At 64.8% G+C, this 25,740-nt stretch carries 23 protein-coding genes; 8 read left to right on the top strand and 15 right to left on the bottom strand.

Annotated elements, in window-relative coordinates:
• Window positions 1-103: 103 nt before the first annotated feature.
• The 5 genes from ACFFUC_RS08870 to ACFFUC_RS08850 are packed head-to-tail and all read right to left on the bottom strand — an operon-like array spanning window position 104 to window position 6,873.
• Window positions 104-2,197 carry a hypothetical protein gene (locus ACFFUC_RS08870; RefSeq protein ID WP_377685474.1) on the bottom strand — a complete coding sequence of 698 codons (2,094 nt, stop codon included), beginning with the start codon at window positions 2,195-2,197 and terminating at the stop codon, window positions 104-106.
• Window positions 2,194-3,084, bottom strand: coding sequence for a DUF4159 domain-containing protein (locus tag ACFFUC_RS08865; protein WP_377685472.1), 891 nt, complete (start codon window positions 3,082-3,084; stop codon window positions 2,194-2,196). Before ACFFUC_RS08865 ends, ACFFUC_RS08870 begins: the two co-directional genes overlap by 4 nt.
• Window positions 3,081-5,003, bottom strand: a complete 1,923-nt coding sequence (locus tag ACFFUC_RS08860; RefSeq protein WP_377685470.1) for a BatA domain-containing protein — start codon at window positions 5,001-5,003, stop codon at window positions 3,081-3,083. The genes ACFFUC_RS08865 and ACFFUC_RS08860 overlap by 4 nt, the downstream gene beginning before the upstream one ends.
• The gene (locus ACFFUC_RS08855; RefSeq protein WP_377685468.1) at window positions 5,003-5,875 is read right to left on the bottom strand and encodes a DUF58 domain-containing protein; all 873 of its coding nucleotides are present in this window, start codon (window positions 5,873-5,875) and stop codon (window positions 5,003-5,005) included. Before ACFFUC_RS08855 ends, ACFFUC_RS08860 begins: the two co-directional genes overlap by 1 nt.
• Window positions 5,872-6,873 carry an AAA family ATPase gene (locus tag ACFFUC_RS08850; RefSeq protein WP_377685466.1) on the bottom strand — a complete coding sequence of 334 codons (1,002 nt, stop codon included), beginning with the start codon at window positions 6,871-6,873 and terminating at the stop codon, window positions 5,872-5,874. The genes ACFFUC_RS08855 and ACFFUC_RS08850 overlap by 4 nt, the downstream gene beginning before the upstream one ends.
• Window positions 6,874-6,944: 71 nt before the next feature.
• Here ACFFUC_RS08850 and ACFFUC_RS08845 point away from each other — a divergent pair, with 71 nt between their 5' ends.
• Both ACFFUC_RS08845 and ACFFUC_RS08840 read left to right on the top strand, forming a co-directional pair.
• A complete protein-coding gene (locus ACFFUC_RS08845; RefSeq protein ID WP_377685464.1) occupies window positions 6,945-7,523 on the top strand; it encodes a DUF1285 domain-containing protein in 579 nt (192 codons plus the stop codon).
• Window positions 7,524-7,537: 14 nt separating this feature from the next.
• Complete coding sequence (locus ACFFUC_RS08840; protein ID WP_377685462.1) at window positions 7,538-8,314, top strand: hydroxypyruvate isomerase family protein; 777 nt, start codon at window positions 7,538-7,540, stop codon at window positions 8,312-8,314.
• On the opposite strand, the gene ACFFUC_RS08835 is transcribed toward ACFFUC_RS08840, so the two are convergent.
• The 4 genes from ACFFUC_RS08835 to ACFFUC_RS08820 are packed head-to-tail and all read right to left on the bottom strand — an operon-like array spanning window position 8,308 to window position 12,635.
• Window positions 8,308-10,647, bottom strand: coding sequence for an aldehyde dehydrogenase family protein (locus ACFFUC_RS08835; RefSeq protein WP_377685460.1), 2,340 nt, complete (start codon window positions 10,645-10,647; stop codon window positions 8,308-8,310). The two genes, ACFFUC_RS08840 and ACFFUC_RS08835, sit on opposite strands and share 7 nt — an antisense overlap.
• Window positions 10,648-10,654: 7 nt before the next feature.
• Window positions 10,655-11,596 (bottom strand): deoxyribose-phosphate aldolase, encoded by a 942-nt coding sequence (gene deoC, locus ACFFUC_RS08830; RefSeq protein WP_377685458.1) that lies wholly within the window; start codon window positions 11,594-11,596, stop codon window positions 10,655-10,657.
• Window positions 11,597-11,655: 59 nt separating this feature from the next.
• Window positions 11,656-12,342, bottom strand: coding sequence for a DUF1523 family protein (locus tag ACFFUC_RS08825; protein WP_377685456.1), 687 nt, complete (start codon window positions 12,340-12,342; stop codon window positions 11,656-11,658).
• Between the two features lie 11 nt (window positions 12,343-12,353).
• On the bottom strand, window positions 12,354-12,635 hold the full coding sequence (locus tag ACFFUC_RS08820; RefSeq protein ID WP_377685454.1) for a hypothetical protein: 282 nt from the start codon (window positions 12,633-12,635) through the stop codon (window positions 12,354-12,356).
• Window positions 12,636-12,967: 332 nt separating this feature from the next.
• On the opposite strand from ACFFUC_RS08820, the gene ACFFUC_RS08815 reads away from it, so the two are divergent.
• The 5 genes from ACFFUC_RS08815 to ACFFUC_RS08795 all read left to right on the top strand — a co-directional run bounded on the left by ACFFUC_RS08815 (window position 12,968) and on the right by ACFFUC_RS08795 (window position 18,575).
• Window positions 12,968-14,245, top strand: a complete 1,278-nt coding sequence (locus ACFFUC_RS08815; RefSeq protein ID WP_377685452.1) for an acetylornithine deacetylase/succinyl-diaminopimelate desuccinylase family protein — start codon at window positions 12,968-12,970, stop codon at window positions 14,243-14,245.
• 153 nt (window positions 14,246-14,398) lie between these two features.
• Window positions 14,399-14,692, top strand: a complete 294-nt coding sequence (locus tag ACFFUC_RS08810; RefSeq protein ID WP_377685450.1) for an FtsB family cell division protein — start codon at window positions 14,399-14,401, stop codon at window positions 14,690-14,692.
• An 88-nt stretch (window positions 14,693-14,780) separates the two neighbouring features.
• A complete protein-coding gene (gene pdhA / locus ACFFUC_RS08805) occupies window positions 14,781-15,845 on the top strand; it encodes a pyruvate dehydrogenase (acetyl-transferring) E1 component subunit alpha (protein ID WP_377685448.1) in 1,065 nt (354 codons plus the stop codon).
• A gap of 12 nt (window positions 15,846-15,857) precedes the next feature.
• Window positions 15,858-17,258 carry a pyruvate dehydrogenase complex E1 component subunit beta gene (locus ACFFUC_RS08800; RefSeq protein WP_377685446.1) on the top strand — a complete coding sequence of 467 codons (1,401 nt, stop codon included), beginning with the start codon at window positions 15,858-15,860 and terminating at the stop codon, window positions 17,256-17,258.
• A gap of 12 nt (window positions 17,259-17,270) precedes the next feature.
• On the top strand, window positions 17,271-18,575 hold the full coding sequence (locus ACFFUC_RS08795) for a pyruvate dehydrogenase complex dihydrolipoamide acetyltransferase (protein WP_377685444.1): 1,305 nt from the start codon (window positions 17,271-17,273) through the stop codon (window positions 18,573-18,575).
• 69 nt (window positions 18,576-18,644) lie between these two features.
• On the opposite strand, the gene ACFFUC_RS08790 is transcribed toward ACFFUC_RS08795, so the two are convergent.
• From ACFFUC_RS08790 to ACFFUC_RS08775, 4 genes are all read right to left on the bottom strand, one after another.
• Window positions 18,645-18,965: a putative quinol monooxygenase gene (locus ACFFUC_RS08790; protein WP_377685442.1), complete on the bottom strand. Its 321-nt coding sequence runs from the start codon at window positions 18,963-18,965 to the stop codon at window positions 18,645-18,647.
• A gap of 94 nt (window positions 18,966-19,059) precedes the next feature.
• The gene (locus ACFFUC_RS08785) at window positions 19,060-22,110 is read right to left on the bottom strand and encodes an efflux RND transporter permease subunit (protein WP_377685440.1); all 3,051 of its coding nucleotides are present in this window, start codon (window positions 22,108-22,110) and stop codon (window positions 19,060-19,062) included.
• Window positions 22,111-22,112: 2 nt separating this feature from the next.
• A complete protein-coding gene (locus ACFFUC_RS08780; protein ID WP_377685438.1) occupies window positions 22,113-23,420 on the bottom strand; it encodes an efflux RND transporter periplasmic adaptor subunit in 1,308 nt (435 codons plus the stop codon).
• A gap of 91 nt (window positions 23,421-23,511) precedes the next feature.
• Window positions 23,512-24,294, bottom strand: a complete 783-nt coding sequence (locus tag ACFFUC_RS08775; RefSeq protein ID WP_377685436.1) for a division plane positioning ATPase MipZ — start codon at window positions 24,292-24,294, stop codon at window positions 23,512-23,514.
• Between the two features lie 384 nt (window positions 24,295-24,678).
• Between ACFFUC_RS08775 and ACFFUC_RS08770 the strand changes: the two genes are divergently transcribed.
• On the top strand, window positions 24,679-24,912 hold the full coding sequence (locus ACFFUC_RS08770) for a hypothetical protein (RefSeq protein WP_377685435.1): 234 nt from the start codon (window positions 24,679-24,681) through the stop codon (window positions 24,910-24,912).
• A gap of 209 nt (window positions 24,913-25,121) precedes the next feature.
• Here ACFFUC_RS08770 and rpmE read toward each other — a convergent pair whose 3' ends face one another.
• Window positions 25,122-25,343, bottom strand: a complete 222-nt coding sequence (gene rpmE / locus ACFFUC_RS08765; protein WP_377685434.1) for a 50S ribosomal protein L31 — start codon at window positions 25,341-25,343, stop codon at window positions 25,122-25,124.
• Between the two features lie 11 nt (window positions 25,344-25,354).
• Complete coding sequence (gene rplS, locus ACFFUC_RS08760) at window positions 25,355-25,735, bottom strand: 50S ribosomal protein L19 (RefSeq protein WP_377685433.1); 381 nt, start codon at window positions 25,733-25,735, stop codon at window positions 25,355-25,357.
• Window positions 25,736-25,740 lie beyond the last annotated feature (5 nt).

The raw sequence follows: 25,740 nt of genomic DNA, 5'->3' as shown, positions 1-25,740 counted from the left end.
CCGTCTGCCTAGCAACGAGCATGAAGCTTGGCAAGTTTCCCCGCCAGCCGCAATTTCAATTGCTTCGCCTTGCCGCAGCCGGTTTTCGCACCGCGGCCGCTTTTCATGCCGCCCGCCCCTCGCGCAGCCAACCAATCAGCGCCAGCGCTGCGATCAGCGCAAGCCAGGCCCAACCCGGAAAAAGCGGGCGATGGGTCTCGCCGGTAACGGTGGCGGCATCGCGAGGGGTGATGGCGATCCAGTCGCCGGTCACGCCCTGCCCCGACGCGGGCCTGCCAGGCCGGACCGCGCGCACGGCGGGCACGCCGTCCGAGAGATGCAGTATCGCGCCGTTGGTGGCCTCGGTAATGCCGCCCAGAAGATCGCCGCTCGCCACGGTTTGCTCGTATTCCTTGGGCACGGCCGGACCAAGGGCGATCACGCGCGAAATCTCGCCCTCGCGCAGGGTATAGAGCCCCTCGCCCGGGGCCTGCCATTCGGCACTGAACCGGCCGGGCCCGTCGGGCGCGAGGGCCAATTCGTGGCGGTAGCCCTCGGGGCCGGTGATCGTAACCGCGCCCGTTTGCGGCAGCATGCTGCGCCGCGTGACGGTGACGCCGAAATCGCGGCCGATGTCGGCCAGCAGGACCTCTTCTTCCAGCTCGGGCTCTTTCATCGACCAATGGGCGATGCGGCGCAGCAATTCGAGCTGCGGCCCGCCGCCCTCGAAACCGCGTCCCCAGAGCCAGACCTGATCGGTGGACAAAAGCGCGACCCGCCCGCGTCCGACACGGTTGAGCACCAGAAGCGGCTGGTCCTCGGCCCCCGACATCACGACCTGCGCGCCCGCGACCGGCTCCATCTGCGCCATGCGCAGCCAGCGGCCCCAATGATCGCCGCTGCCGTCTTCGGCGGGCGCTCCGGGCAGAGCGGCTGTCACCGGATGGCGGCGGCCCTCTTCGGTGAGCTGCGGCAGGAAGGGCTGCTCGAAGAGCCGTCCGGTCGGACGCCCCGGCAGGATCGCGCCCAAAGGCGAGAGGTTCAGGCTTTCGATGCCGGCCATTTCGGGGCCTGCCGCGACCAGAACCGCGCCGCCCTCTTCGACGTAAGAGACGATATTGGCGAAATATTCCGGCGGGAGGATGCCGCGCACGCTGTAGCGGTCGAAAATGATCAGGTCGAAATCGCGGATCCGCTCCATGAACAATTCGCGGGTCGGAAAGGCGATCAGCGACATTTCATCGACCGGAACCGGATCGCTGTCATCGGGCGAGCGCAGGATGGTGAAATGAATCAGGTCGACATTCGCGTCCGATTTCAAAAGGTTGCGCCACGTTCTTTCACCCGCGTGAGGCTCGCCCGAAACCAGAAGCACGCGCAGGCGGTCTCGCACGCCCTCGATCTGGATCGCGGCAGAATTGTTGCGGGTGGTGAGTTCGGGCGGCTGGCCCTCGGGCGCGTCGAAGCCGATCGAAATCACGTTCTGGCCGGCATGTTCGGGGATGACCGAAAGCTCGAACGGAAGGCCCGGCGGGATCTGTGCGACCTGCTCCTCGCCTCCGTCGACGCTGAGGCGCACGGTCGCGGGCAGGCCGGCGACCGATGGCGGGACCGCGCCCTGATCCTCGATGCTGAGGCGGATGGTCAGGGGCTGGCCGATCAGGCCGAAAGCGGGGGCTTCCTCGATCACGAGCCGGCGGTCCCAATCGTCGGGCGCGCCGGTCAAAAGGATATGGACCGGCGCGGGGGCCGTCGCGGGGATCATCGCCGGATCATGGAGCCGCCCGTCGGTCAGGGCGATGACGCCCGCGATCCGCGCATCGGGCTCGGCCGCCATGGCGCGGGTCATCGCCCCGCCCAAAAGCGTGCCGTTGGCGTCGTTGCCGAGGCTCACGCGCCGCAATTCGGTATTGGGCAGGGCCTCGATGCTGCGGGTCAGCTCGGTGACGGCGGCATCGGTTTGGGCGCTGCGGTCCGAGAGGCTCTGGCTCGCCGAACGGTCGTCGAGCAGAATCACGATATCGGACAGGCCCGCCCGCACCCCCGCCTCGATCACCGGACCGCTCAGCGCCGCAAGAGCCGCCGTCGCGGCAAGGCCGCGCCAGCTCCAGCCGCGCAGGCCGCGCCACAGCGACCAAAGCGCGGCCAGAAGCGCGACGACGGCAAGCGCGCCGATCAGCGGCCAGGGCAGAAGCGGGTCGAAACCGAGACGGGTCATGGCGCACCCTCTTCGCTGCGAAGCCGGTCAAGCAGCGCCGGAACATGGACCTGATCGGATTTGTAGTTGCCGGTCAGCACATACATGACGAGGTTGATGCCGAAACGGATGGCCATTTCGCGCTGGTCTTCGCCCTCGAAACCCGAGCCGACGGTGAACATCGGCAGGCCGCGCTGGTCGAGCGCCCAGGCCTCGGCCCAGGAATTCGGCCCGATGATCACCGGCGAAACCCCGTCGTTGAGGTTGCGGAAGGGCACGCCCTCGGCGGCGGCGGATTCGTTTTGCGGGGCCTCGGCCCAGATCTCGTTGCCCTGATAGCGGCCGGGGAAGTCGCTCAGCAGATAGAAGCTGCGGGTCAGCACGTGATCGGCCGGAACCGGCGCGAGGGGCGGGATGTCCAAAGGCGCGGCCAGGGCCTGCAGCGCCGCAGCGCCGTCCGGCCCGCCGAGCCCCGCAATATCGCCGTCGCGGGTGTCGAAAAGGATCATCCCGCCCGAGCGCAGGAAGTGGTTGAGCCGGATATAGGCCGCGGGCGTCGGCGGAACCTGCACATCGGTCACAGGCCAATAAAGAAAGGTCAGAAGCGTCAGGTCGTCCTGATCGAGGTCGATCGCCACCGGCGCGCCGGGGTGAACCGTCGAGCGCTGCGCCAAAGCATCCGAAAGCGCCGCGAGCCCCGCCTGCGAACTGGCGTCGACACCCGCATCCCCGGTCACGACATAGCCGAGCGCGGCCTCGTCTGCGGCGCGGATCAGCTTGGGATCGGGATCCGCCCCCTCTTGGGCACGGCCCGTCAACGGCTGTGACAAGGTCGCAAGCGCCACGAGAGCGATCAGGCGCAGCATGCCTCCGGCGGGGATATTTCGCCATGAAAGATGATAGGTCATGCTTTCGCCTTTCTGCCGCTGACGAGCAGCGCCGAGGCCAGTGCGTCAAGCGCCAGAAGAAGCGCCGCCAGAGCCAGCAGCCAGCCGTCGAGCGCGAGCCCCGGTCGGCGGGCGGCGCTTTCGATGCGCGCGCCGCTCCAGCTGGCGGGGGCAAGGTCGCCGCCCGCATTGAGCGCGCTGCGCCGCTCGGCCGCGAAATAGGTGCCGGCGGGGGCAAGAGGCGACGGGCCTTGCGCGAAATCCTGCGCCGCGACCGGAGCGAGATCGCCTGCGGGGATCGCCCGACCAAAGCCGTCGAGCAGGCTTTCGGCGGTCCAGAAGGGTTGCTCTGCGGTCTCCTGCTGGACCTGCGCCTCGGTGACGCGGGCCGATTGCACGAGACGGTCGAGCATCTGCACGAAGAGGCCCGAGAGCGGCAGGTTGCTCCATTCCGCATTGGCCGTCGTGTGGAAAAGGACCACCTGCCCCTCACCCAGCCATTCGCGGGTCACCAGCGGCGTTTGGTCGGCCAATTGCGCGATGGTCAGGTTTTGCAGATCCGGCGCGGGCTCGGGCAGAAGCTGGGCGCGCACCGTGATGTCGTCGGCGATCACCAGCCCCGAGAAAGGCCCGTTCACGTCGAAAGGCGCGATCCGGCGCGGTTGGCCCCAGCTGAGCGCGCCGCCGATATCGCGGCCGCCCTGACGCAGTCGGACGGGCAAAAGCGCTTCGTCGCTAAGCCGGTCCGAGGCCGCCATGCGCGGGCCGGCAAAGCGGATCAGCAGCCCGCCCTCCTGCACCCAGGCCTCGAGCGCATCCATGCCCGCGAGATTGCTCTGATCGACCAGAATGACCACATCGGGGGCGGCTTGGAGCACATCTTCGAGCGAGCCTTCGATGAGGTCGGTCGTGGGCGCAATCGCCTCGCGCAGGTAGTGGAGCGGCGAGAGCAACTCCTGCCCTTCGTTGGCGCGGTCATTGCCGACCAGCGCGACCTTGTGGCGACGCACGCGGTCATCGGCCAGAACGACCGCCCCAGCCGAGGCCAGCCCCTCGATCTCGAAACGCTGGATCCGGTTGCGCAATTCCGAGGGCAGCTCGATCGGCACGTTGCGCCGCGTGATCGCGCCCTCGCTTTGCGGAGCTTCGGGCGTGAGCCGGGCCAATTCACGCAGAACGCCCTGCGGATCGGGGCCGATGGCGCGGATGACCGGATCAGGACTTTCGGCGGTGCTGCGATGGACGAGCACCGGCGTCTCGCCCGCCTCGAGGCCGAGAGTTTGCACCGCGCGTTCGGGGATCACCACCCTGACGGGTCCGCGGGCCGAAAGCGCCGAAAGCCAAGCCGCGCGCCCCTCGTGATCGAGGCCGTCGCTGAGCCACAGGGTCTGGAGCGCGCCTTGGGGCACGGCCGCAAGCGTGGCCTCGGGATCGTCGGGATAGCGGCTTTCCCAGGATACGGGTTCGGCCCCGCGAATGCGGCCCGCGAGTTCGGCTCCGGCGGCGAAAGGCAAAACGCCCTCGGTCCGGCCGTCGGCGATCAAAAGTGCGGCGGGCTGGCCTGCCGAGGCCGCGCGTTCGAATTCGCGGGCGGCTCGGGTCTGGGTTTCCGACCAGTGCGGCGCGGCGGCCCAACCGGCATCGACCACGATCAAAAGCGCGCCGTCGCGCGGCGTATCGGGTGCGGGACGCCAGACCGGCCCCGCGAAAGCGAGGATCAACGCGGCCATGGCCAGAATGCGCAAAAGCAGGATCCACCACGGTGTGCGCACCGCTACCGGATTGGGATCGGCGAGCCCCGCCAGCAGCCGCGTTGCCGGAAATTCGACCGTTTTCGGCGCAGGCGGCAGCGCGCGCAGGATCAGCCACAAAACCGGCAGGGCCGCCAGCGCCAGCAAAAGCCAGGGCGTCGCGAAACCGAGGGGACCAAGAAGGAACATCAGCCCTCCAAAGCGGCGGCGAGCCACATCAGCGCGGTTGTGGGCGGGCTTGCGGTGTCATGCGTGCCGAAATGCCAGCCGCTTTGTTGCGCGGCCCGCGTCAGCGTGGCACGGCGGTCGGCGAGGCGCGCCAGATAGGCCTCGCGCAGGCCGCCCGCGTCGCGGGTGTCGTGGCGGTGCTTGCCGCTCGCCGAGCGAAAGAGCACCGCGCCCGAGAAGGGAAAGCTTTCCTCGTCGGGATCAAGAATTTGCAACATGACGCCGCGCAATCCCATTGCAGCGGCACGGTCGAGGAAATCGAGAACGGGTTGCTCGTCGCCCAGAAAATCCGAGAGCAGAACGACCTGCTGGCCCGGCCGCAAGGCGGCAAGCGCGGGGTAATCGTCATCGCCGACAGCCTCGGGCCCTGCTGCGGTCAGGCCGTTCGCGATCGCCCCCGACTGGACGCGGCCCGATTTCGGCGGCTCGCCCAAAAGCGCCACGCGCTCTCCGCCGCGCAAAAGCGCCATGGCCAGCGCCAGCGTCAAAACCGCGCCGCGCTCGCCTTTGGCGGGACGGTCGGGCCCGCCGCTATAATCCATCCCCCGCCCGCGCGAGAGCCAAAGCACCGCCGATTGCGCCACCTGCGCCTCGCGGTCGCGGACATATTGCGTATCGGTGCGCGCCGAGCGCCGCCAGTCGATCGTGCGCATGGCATCGCTGTCCGAGGCGGGCCGGTACTGCCAGAATTCCTCGCCGCTACCGGCGCGCCGCAGCCCGTGATTGCCAAAGGACAAAGCCGCGCTCAGCCGCTCGGCCGCAAGGACCAGCGCATCAAGCCCCTGCGAGGCGCGCTCCGCCTCGCCGCGAAGGTGATCGGTGGACTGGCTCACGCGGCGGCCCGGCTCCGTTCGTCAAGCAGGCGGGTGATGACCTGATCGACACTGTCGCCGCGTGCGCGCGCGGCAAAGGACAAGGCGATGCGGTGACGCAGAACCGGCGCGGCCATAGCGGCCACATCGTCGAGCGTCGGCGCGAAACGGCCCTGCAGCGCCGCACGCGCGCGCGTCACCAGCATCAAGGCCTGCGCCGCACGCGGCCCCGGCCCCCAGACCAAAGCCTCGGAGGTCCAGGCGGGCGCCTCGGGGGCATTCGGACGGGCGGCGCGCACCAGATCGAGGATCGCGTTCAGCACGGTTTCGCCCACCGGCATGCGCCGGATCAGCGCCTGTGCCGCCATCAGCCCCTCGGCATCAAAGACCGCATGGGCCGCGCCCTGATCGACGCCGGTCGTCGCCAGAAGGATCGCGCGTTCGGTCTCGCGGTCGGGGTAATCGACATCGACCTGAAGAAGGAACCGGTCGAGCTGCGCCTCGGGCAAGGGATAGGTGCCCTCTTGCTCGATCGGGTTCTGGGTCGCGAGGACATGAAAGGGACGGCCGAGCGGGCGATGCTCGCCGCTGATCGTGACCTCGCCCTCCTGCATCGCCTGCAAAAGCGCCGATTGCGTGCGCGGGCTGGCGCGGTTGATTTCGTCGGCCATCAGCAATTTGGTGAAAACCGGCCCCTCGATAAAGCGGAAGGCGCGGCTGCCGTCGGGGCGGACATCCAGCACTTCCGAACCAAGGATATCTGCAGGCATGAGGTCGGGGGTAAACTGGATGCGGGCGGTATCGAGTCCCAGAACAGTGCCCAAAGTATCGACCAGCATGGTCTTGCCCAGACCGGGTTGGCCGACCAAAAGCGCATGGCCTCCGGACAGGATCGCGGCAAGGACCTGCTCGACTACGGCCTTCTGGCCCACGAAACGATGCTCGACACTGGCCTTGGCGCGCGAGAGCCGCTCGGTCAGTGTTTCGACTTCGGAAACCAGATTCTGATCCACCGTCATGACAATGCCCTTCAACTGTTCTAGGACAGCATAGAGACAGCCATTATCAGGCTCCACAGGGAATGGACCAAATGACTGACAAAAGCGTGAATTCCGCCACCGCCCAAGCCGCGCCCGCCGCACCCACGGGGGCCGAGGGACTGATGGCGGCCGCCAAATCGGCCAATGCGCGCGGTCCCGCGCCGGTCCATCTGTGGAATCCGCCTTTTTGCGGCGATCTCGACATGGAAATCCGCAAGGACGGGACGTGGTTTTACAACGGAACCCCGATCGCTCGCCCCCAAATGGTGCAGCTGTTCTCGACCATCCTCAAACGCGAGGGGGATGCCTATTTTCTGGTCACTCCGGTGGAAAAGGTCGGGATCCGCGTGGTCGACGCGCCCTTCATCGCCATCGACGCCGATCTCGAGGGGGAGGCCGTCGTTTTCACCACCAATGTCGGCGACCGAATCGCGGCCGGTCCCGAAAACGGCATCCGCATGGCGGGCACGGCGCAAGAGCCGCGCCCCTATCTGCATGTACGCGCGGGGCTTGAGGCCCTGATCGACCGCAAAACTTTTTACCGACTTGCCGAAATCGCCGAGACCGATCCGGAAACGGGCCGCCTCGCCCTGCGCTCGAACGGCCAGGTGATTGCGCTCGAACCCTGATCTGGAAAGCTGACATGGCCCGTTTCGCCGCCAATCTGACCTATCTTTTCACCGAGCTTCCGATGCCGCAGCGTTTCGCCGCGGCCAAGAACGCCGGTTTTGACGGGGTCGAGATCCTCTTTCCCTATGATCTCGCGATCAAGGAACTGACCGTGGCGGCTCAGGCCTCGAGCCTCGAATTCCTGCTGATGAACTGCCCGCCGCCGAACTGGTCGGGCGGCTCGCGCGGTTTCGCGGCCGAACCGAACCGGCAGGACCGCTTCCGCACCGACTTCGACCGCGCGCTCAAATTCGCGCAGGGCCTGCGGTCGCGTCATATCCTGATCATGGCCGGCAAGGCCGAGGGCGAGGCCGCGCGCCGCACCTTCATCGAGAACCTGCGTTGGGCCAGCGCCCGCGCGCCCCATGCCAGCCTCCTGATCGAGCCGATGAACCAGACCGATATGCCGGGCTATTACCTTTCGGATTTCGATCTTGCCGCCGAGATCATCACCGAGATTCAGGCCCCCAATCTCGGCCTGCTTTTCGACGCCTATCAGGCGCAGATGATCCACGGCGACCTGCTTTCGGCATGGCGCAAATATGCGGAGATTTCGCGTCACATCCAGATCGCGGGCTGCCCCGACCGGCACGAGCCTCGTCAGGGCCAAGGTCCGGGCGAAACCGATTACATCGCCTTTTTCCGCGCGGTTCAGGAGAGCGGCTACAGCGGTTGGGTCGGGGCGGAATATCTGCCCCAGACCACAACCGAAGCAGGCCTGCGCTGGCTCAAGGAAGGCCGCAATCAGTAACTGCTGCTGCCGGTTCCCGCCGGAAGCGCACCATAGGGCAGCCAGACGGTCTTGGCGCGCACCGCCTGATCCAGATAGGCCCTGCCCTGTGCCGCGGGCGCTTTCCAATCGCTCGCGAGGGGCGACCAGACCGGCTTGAGTGTGACCGAAGCCGCCTCTTCGACCGCCTTCAGCCCCGCGCCGTGACCGTGATGCCAGATCGCCTGCACATCGTCGTGACGGGCGAGCTCGACCGACAGATCCTCGCGCGGGCCGGTCACGAGATTGACCACACCCGCCGGCAGATCCGAGGTGTCGAAGACCTGATAAAGCGTCAGCGCAGCCAGCGGGTGATCCTGCGAAGGGATCGCAACCACCGTATTGCCCATGGCGATCGCGGGCAGGGCAAGCGACATCAGCCCCGCAAGTCCGCTGCCGTTCGGAGCGGCGATGCCGATGACACCCTGCGGTTCAGGCTGGACATGGATCAGATATCCGGGCTTGGCCGCGATCGTATCCCCTTGGTATTTATCGGAAAATCCCGCATAGAAAAAGCAGCGCCGGATGGCTGCATCCACCTCGGCCTCGCCGGCGAGTTCGGCGAATTCGCTACGCCGCAGGGCGAGGTTCTCGGCGATGAAGTAAAGAACCTGTGCGCGGCCATGCGGCCCCAAAGCGGCCCATTTTGCGCGGCCCGCATGGGCAGCCTCGACCGCATTGCGGATATCCTTGCGCCCGCCAAGCGGGATCAGCGCGCCCTGCGCCGCATAGCTCGCACCGCCATCGGGACGTTTCTGCGCGCCGCCAATATAGAGCTTCGCGGTGCGGTCGATCCCCTCGCCCTTGCCGGTCGCCCCATCGGGGACCGCTGCGATCCGCCCAGCAGCGGGTTCGTGTGACGCTTTGGCCTTGGGCAGGGCCAGATAATCGAGCATACCGATGCGGCCGCCCTCGCGCCCGTAACCGCTGTCGCGGATTCCGCCGAAGGGTGCCGCCGCATCGAATTGGTTGGCACAATTGACCCAAACCACGCCGGCCTTGATCCGCGCCGCCATATCGGTCGCGACCGTCGCGCTTTCCGACCAGATGCTTGCCGCCAGACCGTAACGGGTGTTGTTGGCCAGATCAGCCGCCTCGTCGGGGGTACGGAAGGTCGAAAGCGTGGCGATCGGGCCGAAGATTTCCTGCGACATGCCGGGATTGGCGGGGGCGATCTTGCGCAGATAGCCCGGCGCGATGAAACAGCCCTCGCCCGAGACACCGCCAACAAGCTCTGCTCCGGCGGCGATGCTCTCGCGCAAGATGCCCTCGATCCGCTCTTTCTGGAGCGGGTGGACGATCGCGCCGATATCGGTCGATTTGTCCAAGGGCGCGCCCATCCGCAGGGTCTTCATCCGCGCCTGAAGTTTGTCCTCGAACCGCGCAGCCACGCTTTCGGCGACGAAAATGCGCGAGCCCGCACAGCAGACCTGCCCCTGATTGAACCAGATCGAATCAACGACGCCTTCGACCGCCGCATCGAGATCGGCGTCATCCATCACCACGAAGGGCGATTTGCCCCCCAGTTCCAGCGTCAGCTTGACGCCCGAACCCGCCAGAGCAAGCGCAATCGAACGGCCAACCTCGGTCGAGCCGGTAAAAGCGATCTTGTCGACCTTGGCGCGCACCAAAGCCGCCCCCGTAGTGCCGTCACCGGTCACGATATTGACGACGCCCGCAGGCAGGCCGACATGCTGGCAGATCTCGGCAAAGGCCAAAGCCGTCAACGAGGTATATTCGGCCGGTTTCAGCACGACGGTATTGCCAGCCGCCAGAGCCGGCGCGACTTTCCACGCCAGCATCAGAAGCGGGAAATTCCACGGGATGATCTGGCCGCAAACGCCGAGCGCGCGATGGTCGGGAAATTCGGTCTCGGCCAATTCGGCCCAGCCCGCGTGATGGTAGAAATGGCGCGCGACCAGCGGAATATCGATGTCGCGCGATTCGCGGATCGGCTTGCCGTTGTCCAAAGTCTCGAGCACCGACAGGAAGCGCTCGCGTTTCTGGATGGTGCGTGCGATCGCGTAAAGGAAGCGCGCGCGATCATGGCCCGCCATCGCGGCCCAGGCGGGCTGCGCCTTTCGGGCGGCTTTGACGGCGCGGGTGATGTCGTCCTCGCTGCCCTGGCTGATTGCGGCCAGAAGATCGCCGCTAGCGGGATCGTGGCTCGCGAAAGTCGCGACCGGCTTCGAGAAGCTGCCGTTGATGAAATGGCCGAAGGCACCGCGCTCGGCCAGCCAGTTGCGCACCGATTTCGCATCCTCGACCGAGGGGCCGTATTCCATGGTTTCCATGATGTCGCTCACGCTTGGCATTGTGACCTCAACCCGCAGCTAGTCGATGGGCGGCAGCATAGCGGCCCGTGATGTTATGGCTGATCTGGCGCTCGATATCGCCCAGAAGCGAAGAGGCACCGATGCGGAAAAGGTCGGGGCGCAGCCAGTCGGGGCCCAGTTCCTCGCGCATCAGGATCTGCCAGTTCAGCGCGTCTTTCGCGGTTTTGAGCCCGCCCGCCGGTTTGAAACCGACAATATGGCCGCTTAGCTCACGGTAATCGCGGATACAGCGCAGCATGGTCAGGCTGACCGGAAGCGTCGCATTGACCGGCTCCTTGCCCGTCGAGGTCTTGATGTAATCGGCCCCGGCCTGCATCGCGACATGGCTGGCGCGGGCGACGGTGGTCAGGGTTTTCAGCTCTCCCGTGGCCAGAATCGCCTTCATCCGCGCCGGCCCGCATGCCTCGCGCATGGCGCGGATCTCGTCGTAAAGCGCCGCCCATTCGCCCCGCAAAGCCAGAGCGCGCGAGATGACGATGTCGATTTCGTCCGCGCCCTGATCCACCGCGTAGCGGATTTCGGCCAGACGCAGCTCCAGCGGCATCAACCCCGCAGGAAAGCCCGTCGCGACCGAGGCGACCGGAACGGCGGTCCCCGCGAGCGCGCGTTTGGCGGCAGCAACCATGGTCGGATAGACACAGACCGCGCCGGTCGTCAGGCCCTCGACGCCGACCGCCTCGAGCAGTTCCGGCGCGATCGGCTGGCGCGCCTTGGCGCAAAGGCGGGCAACGCGGTCCTCGGTGTCGTCGCCCGAGAGCGTGGTCAGATCGATGCAGCGCACGGCGTTCAGAAGCCAGGCGATCTGCCACTCCTTCTTGAGGCTGCGGCGCGCAGGCAGGCTCGCGGCGCGCCGCTCTGCTGCAGGGGTGTTGACGGCGACGCTCTCGAACCATTCGGGGCGGAAGGCGGTCCCTGGATTGGTGCTCATCTTAGCCTTTTCCTCAACCTGTCAAAGTCTTGGCTACAAAATCTCGATTTCGGTTCAGCTCAGGATTTCTTCGACCAAAGGCCCGACCACCAGCGCGAAACCCGTCCTTTGGTCGCCTTGGCATCGGCGCTGATCCGGTCGCGCGCCGCATCGGCCCGCGCATCAACGCGGTCCCATGCCTCGTCGACCGAGCGGATCGCCGGATCGATGGTGCGCTCGCGGAACTGGTTCCACATCCGCCAGATCAGGAAGAGCAAGAGCCCGATCACCAGAAGCGCGATCTGCGCCCCCCAGTTGAACGGCTTCACCTCGGGCCCCGCCACGGCTTTGACCGCCACCGCATTGGGATAGATCGAGAGCCAGGATATCCGCCAACCGTAAGAGGTCACGCTAACCCATTGCGGGTTTTCCTTGCTCGAGCGCAGGTCGGTCGCCTCGGAATGCAGGTTCGAGCTGTCGTATTTGAAATAGGGCGGCCAGATCCAGCCGGTATCCTCGTTGCGGTAAACGTAAACTTTACCATTGGGCCTTACGGTATCGATGAAGCGGATGTCGCGCTGGCCGGCGGCATTCTGGATCGTGCCGGTATCGGGCGAGGCAAAGAAGACCTTGTTGGCGCCGATATCGGTCAGGCGGTTGTAGGTATTGGTGATCCGCACCGTCTGCTTGGAGGGGAGGGTATAGTCGAGAAACAGAAAAACCACGATGCCGAACAGGACACCCATGACGATCTGGAATTGGCGCAAGGGATCTCTCCTCAGTGGTAGTTCACATAGAAAACAATGATTGCGACGGCGGCCAGCGGCAAGACCAGAACCAACGCGACCAGCCGCGCGCGCAAGGTCTTGCTGAAACCCTCCATCGCGCGCCGGATGAAGGCGCGCCGCTCGGGACTGTCGCCCGCATGATCAGGATGGCGGCTGTCCCAGTGTTTTTCGAGCTCTTCGCGGCGCAGGCTGCGGAAATAGATCGAGAGCAAGGCGTAAAACACCAGCCCGATCACCAGAACCGCCAGCAAAAGGCGCAAAAAGCCCATCATGCTTGCTGGCCTTTCAGGCGGCTTGGCGCATATGCGCGGTGGCCTGACGGGCTTTCAAGGCCCCTGCGGCAGACCGGCGGCAACATCGGACGGCGGCTCGGGGTCGCGCTGGCTATCTTCCGGCCGCCTTCCTCCATCAATACCGCATCCCCGTTCCGAAATCCGCCCGCAGCAACGTTCAGGCCCTGCGCCGTCCATAGCACGCTGCCCCGCAGCGGTCAGCAAGAACTTCGGGGAAGGCCTTGGCCCTGCTCCGAAATCCGCCTCCCGCGCCAGAACCCGCCAAGGAGCGCGTGCTTGCCCGCAGTTATGTTGCCCGCTAGCCTTCTCCCATGACCATCGCGCGCCCCTGCCCCCTCCGCACTGCCATCCTCGCGCGCCGGGAGGAGCTGGTCTTGCTGACGCAAGAGCTGATCCGCATTCCGACCCTCAACCCGCCGGGTCGCGACTACCGACGGATCTGCGACTTTCTCGCCGCGCGGCTGGAGGCCGGCGGATGGGACTGTACGCTGATCCGCGCCACCGGCAGTCCCGGCGATTGCGAGGCCTATCCGCGCTGGAACCTGATCGCGCGTCACAAAGGCGGGCGCGCGGGTGATTGCGTACATTTCAACAGCCATCACGATGTGGTCGAGGTCGGCCACGGCTGGACCCGCGATCCTTTCGCCGGCGCGGTCGAAGGCGACAAGATCTATGGTCGCGGCGCTTGCGACATGAAAGGCGGACTGGCCGCCAGCATCATCGCGGCCGAAGCCTTCGTCGCGCTTTATCCCGACCATGCCGGTACGGTGGAAATCAGCGCCACCGCGGACGAGGAATCGGGCGGTTATGGCGGGGTCGCCTATTTGGCGGAACAGGGCCATTTCGCCCATGTCGATCACGTCATCATCCCCGAACCGCTCTATAAGGACAGTATCTGCCTCGGTCATCGCGGCGTCTGGTGGGCGGAGATCGAGACCCAGGGCCGCATCGCCCATGGCTCGATGCCCTTTCTGGGCGATTGCGCGGTGCGCCATATGGGTGCGGTTCTCGACGAGATGGAGCGCTCTCTCTGGCCGCTTCTGGCGGGAAAACACACCGATATGCCGGTGATTCCCGAGGGCGCGCGCTCTTCGACGCTCAATATCAACGCGATCCACGGCGGCGCACCCGAACCGCCCGAGGGGTTCACCGGCCTGCCCGCCCCCTGCGTCCCCGACCGCTGCCGCATCACCATCGACCGCCGCTTTCTGATCGAAGAGGATATCGCCGCGGTCAAAGCCGAAATCACCGCCCTGCTCGAACGCGTCCGCGCGATGCGGCCCGAATTCACCTACGAGATTCGCGACCTCTTCGAGGTCCTGCCCTCGATGACCGCACGCGACGCGCCGGTCGTGCGCACCACCGCGCAGGCGATCGAGGCGGTTTTGGGACAGGCGCCACGCTATGTCGTCTCGCCCGGAACCTATGACCAAAAGCATATCGACCGCATCGGCAAGCTCGACAACTGCATCGCCTATGGTCCGGGCGAGCTGCATCTGGCGCATCAGCCCGACGAATGGATCGGCATCACGGATATGGTGGATTCGGCCCATGTCATGGCGTTGGTCCTGCAGGAACTGCTGGCCTGAGAACCCGCGCAGGCCCTGCCCGCGCCACCGCCTTGCGAATCGCCGCCGACAGCACCGCTTTGCGGTGAAATCGGCCGCAGCTTGTGGATTCCCTTGCCCGATATTTCGCGCTAATATGTCTGCAAAACACCAAGAAGCAGTTCGGGGACAATCATGCCGCAACGCCTGTCGATCAGTGCCATCGTTTTCTTTCTGCTCATGATCCTTGCGGGGCTCTATTTCGCATTCGCCGCCGTTCAGGGACCCTCGGGCATCCTGCGCCGCGTCCAGCTCGAGGCGGAAACCCAAGATCTTGTCGCGGAACGCGACCGCCTGAAAAGCGAGGTCGATTCCATGTCGAACCTCACGAAACGCCTGTCGGACGACTATCTCGACATCGATCTTCTCGACGAACGTGCACGCGCGGTTCTGGGCATCATCCGCGCGGACGAGGTCATCATCCGCTGAAATGCGCTAGGGCGATTGCAGCCTCCAAACGGATGCGCTAGAGATAGTTTAACGCTGAACTATTCCCACGCCGACCGGAGGAGACCGCATGGCAAGGAAGCCAAACGAGGCAAAGACGCCTGAATCAGCCGATACGTCTGACAAGATCGTTACGGCAGCAGGAGCCAAATCCAACGTTTCAAGCGAAGAGCTGCTGAAATTTTACCGCGACATGCTGCTGATCCGGCGTTTCGAGGAAAAAGCCGGCCAGCTCTACGGCATGGGACTTATTGGCGGTTTCTGCCACCTCTACATCGGTCAGGAAGCGGTGGTCGTCGGCCTCGAATCCGTGACCAAAGAGGGCGACAAACGCATCACCTCCTACCGTGACCACGGCCATATGCTGGCCTGCGGCATGGAAGCCAACGGCGTCATGGCCGAATTGACTGGCCGCGTCGGCGGCTATTCGAAGGGCAAAGGCGGCTCGATGCACATGTTCAGCCGCGAGAAGCATTTCTACGGCGGCCACGGCATCGTCGGCGCACAGGTTCCGCTTGGCGCGGGTCTGGCCTTTGCCGACAAGTATCTGGGCAACGACAACGTAACCTTCGCCTATTTCGGCGACGGCGCGGCGAACCAGGGTCAGGTCTACGAGACCTACAACATGGCCGAATTGTGGTCGCTTCCGGTCATTTTCGTGATCGAGAACAACCAATACGCCATGGGCACCTCGATGAAGCGCTCGACCAAGTCGCAGACGCTCTTCGGTCGCGGCACCGCTTTCGGCATCGCCGGCGAACAGGTCGACGGCATGGACGTTCTGGCGATGAAAGCCGCCAGCGAGAAAGCCACCGCGCATTGCCGTGCGGGCAACGGCCCCTACATTCTCGAAGTCATGACCTACCGCTACCGCGGCCACTCGATGTCGGATCCGGCGAAATACCGCACCCGCGAAGAGGTCCAGAAGGTCCGCGACGAGCGCGACCCGATCGAAAACGTTCGCGACCTGCTGCTGACCGGCAAACATGCGACCGAAGATGATCTCAAAGCGATCGACAAAGAGATCAAGGATATCGTCAACGAATCCGCGGAATTCGCGAAAGCGAGCCCCGAGCCGCCGCTCGAGGATCTCTGGACCGATATCTACGCCGACGAAATTCCAAGCCACGCCTGAGGGAGGGAAAATATGGCTATTGAGATCCTGATGCCCGCCCTGTCGCCCACCATGGAGGAAGGTACGCTTTCCAAATGGCTGGTCAAAGAGGGCGATACCGTCAAATCCGGCGACATCATCGCCGAGATTGAAACCGACAAAGCCACGATGGAATTCGAAGCCGTCGACGAAGGCATCGTCGGCAAGCTTCTGGTTGCCGAAGGCACGCAGGGCGTGAAAGTGAACACGCCGATCGCGGTCATGGTCGAAGAAGGCGAATCCGCCGATGCGGCCCCGTCCGCTGTGGCGGCAACCGCTCCGGTCATTCCGGCGGCTGTTGCGGCTGCTCTCGGCTCGACCGAAAGCGAGACCACGCCCGCGACCGCAGTCGCCTCGGCCCGTCAGGTCACCGCCGCAGTCGATGTGACGCCGGACTGGCCCGAAGGCACGCCGATGAAGACCATGACCGTCCGCGAAGCACTTCGCGAGGCCATGGACGAGGAAATGGAGCGCGAAGACCGCGTCTTCCTGATGGGTGAAGAAGTCGGCGAATATCAAGGCGCCTACAAGATCAGCCAGGGTCTGCTCGACAAATACGGCCCGCGCCGCATCGTCGACACGCCGATCTCGGAAATGGGTTTTGCCGGAATTGCAACCGGCGCGGCTTTTGCCGGTCTGCGTCCGATCGTCGAATTCATGACCTTCAACTTCGCGATGCAGGCGATGGACCACATCGTCAACTCGGCAGCCAAGACGCTTTACATGTCCGGCGGCCAGCTGGGTTGCCCGATCGTCTTCCGCGGCCCGAACGGCGCGGCCGCCCGCGTTGCGGCACAGCACAGCCAGGATTACGCGGCATGGTATTCCGCCATTCCGGGCCTGAAAGTCGTGATGCCCTATTCGGCAGCCGATGCCAAAGGTCTGATGAAGACCGCGATCCGCGACAACAACCCCGTCATCTTCCTTGAAAACGAGATCCTTTACGGCCGCTCGTTCGAGGTTCCGGATCTGCCCGATTTCACCATTCCCTTCGGGAAAGCGAAAATCGTGCGCCCGGGTCGCGACCTGACCATCCTGACCTTCGGGATCAGCGTCGGCCATGCGCTCGATGCGGCGGCCAAGCTGGCGGAAGACGGGATCGAAGCCGAAGTCATCGACCTGCGCACCCTGCGCCCGATCGATTACGCGACCATCCTCGAATCCGTGAAGCGCACCAACCGCTGCATCACGGTCGAAGAAGGCTTCCCGGTCGGCTCGATCGGCAACCACCTCTCGGCCTATATCATGGAAAACGCCTTCGATTATCTCGATGCGCCGGTGATCAACTGCACCGGCAAGGACGTGCCCATGCCTTATGCCGCGAACCTTGAAAAGCTGGCGCTGATCACGGTCCCCGAGATCGTGGATGCCGCCAAGAAAGTCACCTACCGTTAAGGGGAGAGCGAGATGCCTACAGAAATCCTGATGCCCGCGCTTTCTCCGACGATGGAGGAAGGCACGCTGGCCAAATGGCTGGTCAAGGAAGGCGATACCGTCAAATCCGGCGACATTCTCGCCGAGATCGAGACCGACAAGGCGACGATGGAATTCGAAGCCGTGGACGAAGGCGTCATCGGCAAGATCCTGATCGCCGAGGGCACCTCGGGCGTTAAGGTCAATGCGGCGATCGCGGTCCTTCTCGAGGATGGCGAAAGCGCGGCCGATATCGGCAAGGCGGCAGCTCCGGCTGCGGCGCCGGCTGCACCTGCAGCGGCGGCTCCGGCTGCTGCGGCAGTAGCGGCGACGGCCCCTGCTCCGGCGGCGGCTCCGGCAGCGAAAGGCGGGCGCGTTTTCGCCTCGCCGCTCGCACGCAGGATCGCCAAGGAAAAAGGGATCGATCTTTCGACCGTCGCAGGCTCCGGCCCGCATGGCCGGATCGTTCTGGCGGATGTGCAGACGGCGAAACCGGGTGCGGCAGCACCGGCGGCAGCCGCTGCGGCTCCGGCTCCGGCAGCCGCTGTTGCTGCGGCAGCACCCGCTGCCGGTCCGTCGGCCGAGACCATCCTCAAGGCCTACGGCGACCGTCAGTACGAAGAGGTCCCGCTGGACGGCATGCGCCGCACCATCGCGGCCCGCCTGACCGAAGCCAAACAGACGATCCCGCATTTCTACCTGCGCCGTTCTGCCAAGCTTGACGAGCTGATGAAGTTCCGCGGCACGCTGAACAAGCAGCTTGAAGATCGCGGCGTGAAACTGTCGGTCAACGACTTCATCATCAAGGCTTGCGCCCTGGCGTTGCAGCAGGTTCCGGACGCGAATGCGATCTGGGCCGGCGACCGCATCGTCAAGCTCAAGCCCTCGGATGTCGCGGTTGCCGTGGCGGTCGAAGGCGGTCTGTTTACGCCGGTCCTCAAGGACTCGCATCAAAAGACCCTCTCGGCCCTGTCCGCCGAGATGAAGGATCTGGCGAACCGCGCCAAAACCAAGAAGCTGGCACCCCATGAATATCAGGGCGGCAGCTTCGCGATCTCGAACCTCGGCATGTTCGGGATCGAGAACTTCGACGCGGTCATCAACCCGCCGCATGGCGCCATTCTGGCGGTCGGCGCGGGCATCCAGACCCCTGTCGTCGAAAACGGCGAGATCGTGGTGCGCAATGTGATGTCGATGACGCTGTCGGTCGACCACCGCGTGATCGACGGAGCCCTTGGCGCGCAGCTTCTGGACGCGATCGTCAAGAACCTCGAAAATCCGGTGGCGATGCTCGCCTGATCTTCGCGGTCACAACGAACAAAAAAGGGGCCCTCGCGGCCCCTTTTTCTTTGTCTGCGCTATCCCCGATCAGGCGGGATCGACCGAATTGCTCATGAAAGTGAAGCGGCCCGGCGCGCGCTGATGCGCGTCGATCAGCGGCACGAGACGGCGGAAATGCTCGGTCGCGCAATGGACATCCAAAGCGGCGCGGTCGGGCCATTCCTCGAGGAAGATGAAATGGCCGGGGTCGCGGTCGTCGATCAAAAGATCATAGGCGATGCACAAGGGCTCCGCCCGCGTCAGCGCGACCAGCTCGCGATAAAGCGGCAGAACAAGCGCCACCGCCTCGGGGTGGATGAAGTCTTCGGCAATCACTTTCAGCATGGCGACCTTTCGGAAACTGGCCATTCGGGAACAGGCCCCGTCGGAATTAGGGCCCGTCGGAATAGGCCTGTCGGGTTTAGGCCCTGTCGGGTTTAGGCCCTGTCGGGACCGGGTGGCGTCAGGAATGCGCGGCATCGCTCGGCTTGTTCAGACCGATCCGGCGCGACATCCAGCCTCCCAACCGCCGCGAACCGCCGTGGATCAGCGAGAAAAGCGAGGGCACGAACAGCATCGACAAGAGCGTGGACAGCAACAGCCCCCCGATCACGGCAATCGCCATCGGGCTGCTGAACTCGGCGCCCTCGCCCGTGGCAATCGCCGAGGGCACCATTCCCGCCGTCATCGCGATCGTGGTCATGACGATCGGGCGGGCGCGTTTATGGACCGCGTCGAGGATCGCCTCGCGTTTCGGCACGCCTTCGTCCATCGCGGTCAGCGCGAATTCGACCAGCATGATCGCGTTCTTGGTCACGATCCCCATCAGCATCAGGAAACCGATCACCACCGACATCGACATCGAATTGCCCGTCACGAACAGCGCCAGAATCGCGCCGCCGATCGCCAGAGGCAGCGAGAGCACGATGCTGATCGGAGTGATGAAATTGTGGAAAAGCAGGACCAGCACGACATAGACCAGCAGCGCCCCCGAGGCCATCGCGACCGAGAAGGCGGTAAAAACCTCGGCCATGATTTCGGCGTCGCCCGCCGGCCGGATCTCGGTCCCCTCGGGCAGGGTCAGGGTCTGCTGGAGCGCGAGCACCTCGGCATTGACCGGCCCGAGCAGCGCGCCATCGACCAGATTGGCCGAAACCGTCGTGTTGAACTGGCGGTCATAGCGCCCGATCTGGGAGGCACCTGCCGCGTAGTCGATCTCGGCCACCGCCATCAGCGGCACCGGCCCCGCCGCGCCTTTGATCCTGAGATTGGCGATCTCGGCCAGATCCTCGCGGGCGTGGCGGTCGAGGCGCACGACAATCGGGATCTGCTTGTCGGCGGCATTGAACTTCGCAAGATTGGATTCCGTGTCGCCAAGCGTCGCGATGCGCAAGGTCGTCGCCAAAGCCGCGGCGCTGACGCCCAGCTCGGCCGCAAGCTCGGGCTTGGGGCGGATCTGGAGCTCCGGGCGCAACATGCTCGCCGAAGACGTCACGCCTTCGAGCTGCGGCAGGGTGCGCATCGCATTGACCAGCATCTCGGCAGCCTCTGCCGCACCTTCCTGCGTGTCGCCCAGAACCGAAATGTTGAAGTCGTTCTGGCCCTGCTCGTTCTGGAAATTGATGCGCATGTCTGGGATATCCGACAGGTCGCGCTTGAGCTGGTCCTCGATCACGAAACTCGAGCGCTCGCGCTCGACTTTGGGGCCGTAGTTCACCATGAGCCGCGATTCATTGACGTCGCCGTCGCCACCGATCACGAAGACCGAGCGCACCTCGGGCACGGTCAGGACGCGCTCGCTGATCATCCGCGTGGCATCTTCGGATTCGCGGATCGTGGCGCCGGGGGGCAGCTCGACCTTGATCTGGCTGCGTCCGACATCGGAGGCCGGAATGAACTCGGTCGGAAGCAGGGTCGCGGAGAAGATCGAGCCGATGAAGACCCCAAGGCCGAGCAGCAGCGTCAGCGCGCGGTGGCGCAGCGTCCAGCCCAGAACCGCCATGAGCTTGCGCATGAAAAAGCCGTCGGGACGCTCTTCGACATGGGCCTTGCCGCGCATGAGATAGGCCCCCATCATCGGGGTGATGATGCGGGCGACCAGCAGCGAGAACAGGACCGAAACCGCGACGGTCAGGCCGAACTGCTTGAAATACTGCCCCGGAATCCCCGCCATGAAACCGACCGGCGCAAAAACCGCGACGATCGAAAAGCTGATCGCAATCACGGTGAGGCCAATTTCGTTCGCGGCCTCGACACTGGCCTCGTAGGGCGGCACGCCCATATGGATGTGGCGGTCGATATTCTCGATCTCGACGATGGCGTCATCGACCAGAATGCCGGTGACCAGCGTGATTGCCAGAAGGCTGATCCCGTTAAGCGTAAAACCCAGCAGGTCCATCACGAAGAAGGTCGGAATGATCGACAAAGGCAAAGCCACCGCGGCAATCAGCGTGGCGCGCCAGTTGCGCAGAAACAGCATGACGACGATCACCGCCAGCGCCGCACCCTCGTAAAGCGTCTCCATCGCGGAGTGGTAGCTGTTGGCGGTATAGGTCGTCGCATCATCGATCAGCGTGAAGCGCAGGTTGGGATAGCGCTCCGCGAGCTGGGCGATACGCGCCTTCGCCCCATCACCCGCCGTCAGATCGGACTGTCCCGAGGCGCGATAGACCCCGAAGGCCACGACCGGCGTCCCGTTCAGCAGTGCGAAATTGCGCTCTTCGCTGCCGCCGTCATCGACCGTGCCCAAAGCATCGAGGCGCACGATCTTGCCCGAGGGCAAAGTGATCGGCGTCGCGGCCAGATGCGCCACCGTATCGGCCGAACCGAGCGCACGGATCGAATATTCGACCTGCCCCAGATCGCCGCGACCGCCGCCGAGATCGATATTCTTCATCCGCAGCTGGTCCGAGACCTCCGCCGCCGTCAGCCCGAGCGCCTGCAACCGGTCGGCATCAAGCTCGACATTGATCTGGCGGTCCGAGCCGCCGATGCGCGAGGTACTCGCGACCCCCGCGACCGCAGAAAGCTGGCGGCTGATGATGTCGTCGACGAAATCCGACAGCTCCTCGATGGATTGGGTCGGGTCGCTGATCGCGTAGGTCAGGATCGGCATGCCCTCGATATCGATGCGTTTGACGAGGGGCTCGATCACGGATTCGGGCAGATCGGCGCGGACATTGGCGACCGCATCCTTGATGTCGTTGACCGCGCGGTCTGTATTCGTCTCCAGCTCGAATTCGACCATGATGCTGGCCGAGCTGTCGCTTGCGGTCGAGGTGATATGGCGCACGCCGGTGACGCTAGCGATGGAATCCTCGATCGGCTGGATGACCTGACGGACCAGCTCCGAAGGCGCGGCGCCGGGCTGCGCGACCGTGACCGAGACCAGCGGCAGGTCGATATTGGGCATGGCGGTGACGGCCAGCTGCCGGAAGCTGTAAAAGCCGATCAGGATCAGGACCAGGAAAATCGCGATCGGCGGGACCGGATGCCGGATTGACCAGGTGGACATGTTCATGGGGTTTGCTCCGCCCCGCCAACTTCGGGCGCGGTGTCGGGCGTGCTTTCGGGCGCGCTCGGGGCCTCGCGGATCTTGTCGCCGGTGCGGAAGAAGGCCCCCGCGCGCGCCAGAATCCGCTCGCCCGCTTCGAGCCCCGAGACGATCTCGCGCCGCCCGTCCCAAATCAGACCGGCTTCGACCGGCCGCGTCTCGATCTCGCCTGCCGTGACGACCTGAACGTAATTGCCGCGCTCGTCCGCCAGAACCGCGCTTGCAGGAACGGTCAGGGCCTCGCGGTCTTCGACCACGATCCAGCCGCTGGCAAAAAGACCTGTGCGCAGACGCGGATCGGGGTCGAGCGCGATACGGACCTCGCCCAGCCGCGTCGCGGGATCGACCGCTGCGGGCGCGAGACGCACCTCGCCCTTGATCTGCCCCAGCCCCGAAATCCGGAGATCGGCCGGCGCGCCCGGTTGCAATTGCGGCACCGCAGTCTCGATCACCTCGCCCGCAAGCTCGATTGCGCCGTCGCCGATCAGGCGGAACATCGGCTCGGTACTGCCGCCCGACAAGGCGCCCAACTCTGCATTGCGCGCCACGATTACCCCCGCAACCGGCGTGGTGATGCGGGTATAATCGAGGTTGAGCCGTGCGATATCGCGCGAGGCTTCGGCCAAGGCCAAAGCCGCCCGCGCAACGCTGAGCCCGCTGCCGGCGGAAGCCGCCGCCGCACGGGCCGCCGCCTCCGACGCCACCGCCTGATCCAGCGTCGCCTGAGAGCCGCTGCCGCTTTGGCGCAACCTGCGCGCGCGCTCGAGCACGCTTGCCGCTTCGGTCAGCGCGGCCTCGGTGCTCAGGATCTGGCTTTGCGCCTGTTTCACGCCCGCATCGGCGCGCTGGTAATCGGCCTCGGCCTGCGCGAGCTGCGCCGCGAGGGTCTGGTCCTGCAAGCGCGCGAGCACCTGCCCTGCCTCGACCCGATCGCCGACATCGGCCAGAATTTCGGTGACCGCGTAGCCGGAAACGCTGGGGTAGATCATCACGTCATGCCGCGCGACCAAAGACCCCGAGACCGCGACACGGGCCTGAACCTGTGCCGTCTCGGCAGTGCCGAGCGTCACCAAAGGAAGCTCTGCCGCAAGCGGTGCGGCCTCGGGAACCTCGTCGGCGCGGACCGCGAAAGGAACCGTGCCGACGGCCGAAACGGCCGCGCCCAACAGCAGGGTCAGGCGTAAAGACGCCCTGCGCAAACCGGAAAAAGCGGCGCAAGCGCCCGAAGACGGTTTCGCCCTGACGACCGCGACGGCGGTGATTTTCTGCATCAAGATCCTCGATCCGGTCACCCCCAACATTCGGGCGAGTGACGTAAAACGCCTTCGCCATGTTGAAGGTTTCAAACCCAAGGCTCTGGTTTCAAAACGAAACCGTTACCCCGGGCAGCTGCAATTCGCTGATCAGGTCGCGCAATTCCTGACGGGCTGCGATATTGGACATGGTAAGCTGCTCGACGCCGATATCCTTGAGGTCGAGCAAAGTCAGGCCGCGCGGGAAAAGCTCGCGGAAGATCACGCGCTCGGAAAAGCCCGGCGCAACGCGAAAACCGATGCGCTTCGACAAAGTGTCCAGAGCCCCGCCGACCTTGCGCTTGTTGTGCATCTGCTGCGTGCCCAGACGGTTGCGCAGAACCAGCCAGTCGATCGGCCCCGCCCCCGCCTGTCCGCGCATCTGGCGCGCCGACCACACCATCTCGGCATAGATCGAGGGGCCGAGCACCTTGCCTTCGGGCGAGAGCCGCGCAAGCAGGTCGAAATCGATGAAGCTGTCGTTCATCGGCGTGATCAGCGTATCGGCCAGCGTATGCGCGATCTGCGACAGCCGCGTATGAGAGCCGGGACAATCGAGCAGGATGAAATCGCTTTCGGGATCCAGCTCGGTCACGGCCTGCGAAATCGGATCCATATCGGTCGAGGGATCGAATTCGAGCCGCACATAATTGGGCGATGGCAGGTCGATGCCCTCGCGGGCGACAAAGGCCGCACGGTTCTCCAGATAGCGGCCGAAGCTGCGCTGACGCACGTCGAGATCCAGCGCCCCGACCCGATATCCCATCCGCGACAGAGCGGTCGCGACATGCATGGAGGTGGTCGATTTACCCGAGCCGCCCTTTTCGTTCCCGACGACGATAATATGCGCCACGAATCCTCCTGCTGCGGCTTGGCTTGTGCCCGAACATAGGGCGCGACCGCTTGGAAGAAAAGCGGCGATTCCCGTGTATACCGGATCAACCCCGCGCAATCGTGCCGGTTCGGGCGAGGGTCCGCCGCCGCTTAAACCCGTGCATTGGCGCGATATTTTATCACGATGGGTTCGGTCGATTTTACGCTTGCAATACACGACAATCCCTGTCGTAATATACGTATGAGAGATGCCTGACCCGAACCCGGCCACGAGGTCCCGCCATCTGCGCCAAAGGCCCTTCCAAGGCCGCGCGGCTGGCGGAACACCGGAAGCGCCGAGCCCGGATCATGCAGCTCGCAAGACGAGATTACGACCAGAGCACCGACCAAAAGGAGTGATCCAATGACCATTGCAGCCAGCGTCCCGACCGCAATCCGTGGCTATGCGACGATCACCTTGTCGCGTCACCAAAGTGCCCAAGGCCCGATCCTGCGTCACCTGCGCGACGGCCGCGTCGTCATCGACAGCGGCTTTGGCGAGATGACCGGCCACCCGATCAATTCCGCCGCCCAAACGCGCAATCTGCGGGGCCGCGCGGCGTCGATCTGGATGCCTCTGTTCGCGGGCCTCCACTAAGCCCGACGACAGGCCCGAGGGCTTGCCGATGACCTGTGCGCCCATCGTGCACAAGTCAGGAAGGGGTTCGTGCGATCGCCGGCTTGGGGAATGCCTCCCTGCCCTGATCAACCGGCCCCACCATCTTCGGCCCCGCTCCGAACGGGCCAGCTCCAATGAAAAACGCCGCCCTTTCGGGGCGGCGTTTCCAAATCCGGCAGGCGGGGTTCTTAGAAGCCCAGGCCAGCGTATTTGTTTTTGAACTTCGACACGCGGCCACCGGTGTCCATCAGGCGCGACGAGCCGCCGGTCCATGCCGGGTGCGAGGTCGGGTCGATGTCGAGAGCCATGGTCTCGCCTTCTTTGCCCCAGGTCGTGCGGGTCTGGAAGAGCGTACCGTCGGTCATCTTGACGGTGATCATGTGGTAATCGGGGTGAATTTCTTTTTTCATGACGCTGTTCCTCAGGCCTGTGCTTCGGCTTTAGGCTTGTAGTTCGTGACTTCTTTGATACGAGCCGATTTACCGCGACGATCGCGCAGGTAGTACAGCTTGGCGCGACGCACACGGCCACGACGGACGACGGTGATCGAGTCGACGTTGGTCGAGTAGAGCGGGAACACACGCTCCACGCCTTCGCCGAACGAGATTTTGCGCACGGTGAACGAGGCACCAATGCCGCCGCCCTTGCGCGAAATCACGACGCCTTCGTACATCTGTACGCGGGTACGGCTGCCTTCGGTGACTTTGTAGCCGACGCGGATGGTGTCGCCGGATTTGAAGTCGGGAATTTCTTTGCCAAGAGCAGCAATCTGCTCGGCTTCGAGTTGGGCGATCAGATTCATCGCAA

The sequence above is a fragment of the Paracoccus cavernae genome, from assembly GCF_042430175.1.
Lineage (GTDB): Bacteria > Pseudomonadota > Alphaproteobacteria > Rhodobacterales > Rhodobacteraceae > Paracoccus > Paracoccus cavernae.
This window is presented reverse-complemented; position numbering and strand designations above follow the sequence as displayed.

Coding starts and splice junctions, on each gene's coding strand:
- ACFFUC_RS08870 (WP_377685474.1), bottom strand. CDS start 2,197: ATGACCCGTCTCGGTTTCGACCCGCTTCTGCCCTGGCCGCTGATCGGC.
- ACFFUC_RS08865 (WP_377685472.1), bottom strand. CDS start 3,084: ATGACCTATCATCTTTCATGGCGAAATATCCCCGCCGGAGGCATGCTG.
- ACFFUC_RS08860 (WP_377685470.1), bottom strand. CDS start 5,003: ATGTTCCTTCTTGGTCCCCTCGGTTTCGCGACGCCCTGGCTTTTGCTG.
- ACFFUC_RS08850 (WP_377685466.1), bottom strand. CDS start 6,873: ATGACGGTGGATCAGAATCTGGTTTCCGAAGTCGAAACACTGACCGAG.
- ACFFUC_RS08845 (WP_377685464.1), top strand. CDS start 6,945: ATGACTGACAAAAGCGTGAATTCCGCCACCGCCCAAGCCGCGCCCGCC.
- ACFFUC_RS08840 (WP_377685462.1), top strand. CDS start 7,538: ATGGCCCGTTTCGCCGCCAATCTGACCTATCTTTTCACCGAGCTTCCG.
- ACFFUC_RS08835 (WP_377685460.1), bottom strand. CDS start 10,647: ATGCCAAGCGTGAGCGACATCATGGAAACCATGGAATACGGCCCCTCG.
- deoC (WP_377685458.1), bottom strand. CDS start 11,596: ATGAGCACCAATCCAGGGACCGCCTTCCGCCCCGAATGGTTCGAGAGC.
- ACFFUC_RS08820 (WP_377685454.1), bottom strand. CDS start 12,635: ATGATGGGCTTTTTGCGCCTTTTGCTGGCGGTTCTGGTGATCGGGCTG.
- ACFFUC_RS08815 (WP_377685452.1), top strand. CDS start 12,968: ATGACCATCGCGCGCCCCTGCCCCCTCCGCACTGCCATCCTCGCGCGC.
- ACFFUC_RS08810 (WP_377685450.1), top strand. CDS start 14,399: ATGCCGCAACGCCTGTCGATCAGTGCCATCGTTTTCTTTCTGCTCATG.
- pdhA (WP_377685448.1), top strand. CDS start 14,781: ATGGCAAGGAAGCCAAACGAGGCAAAGACGCCTGAATCAGCCGATACG.
- ACFFUC_RS08800 (WP_377685446.1), top strand. CDS start 15,858: ATGGCTATTGAGATCCTGATGCCCGCCCTGTCGCCCACCATGGAGGAA.
- ACFFUC_RS08795 (WP_377685444.1), top strand. CDS start 17,271: ATGCCTACAGAAATCCTGATGCCCGCGCTTTCTCCGACGATGGAGGAA.
- ACFFUC_RS08790 (WP_377685442.1), bottom strand. CDS start 18,965: ATGGCCAGTTTCCGAAAGGTCGCCATGCTGAAAGTGATTGCCGAAGAC.
- ACFFUC_RS08785 (WP_377685440.1), bottom strand. CDS start 22,110: ATGTCCACCTGGTCAATCCGGCATCCGGTCCCGCCGATCGCGATTTTC.
- ACFFUC_RS08780 (WP_377685438.1), bottom strand. CDS start 23,420: ATGCAGAAAATCACCGCCGTCGCGGTCGTCAGGGCGAAACCGTCTTCG.
- ACFFUC_RS08770 (WP_377685435.1), top strand. CDS start 24,679: ATGACCATTGCAGCCAGCGTCCCGACCGCAATCCGTGGCTATGCGACG.
- rpmE (WP_377685434.1), bottom strand. CDS start 25,343: ATGAAAAAAGAAATTCACCCCGATTACCACATGATCACCGTCAAGATG.
- rplS (WP_377685433.1), bottom strand. CDS start 25,735: ATGAATCTGATCGCCCAACTCGAAGCCGAGCAGATTGCTGCTCTTGGC.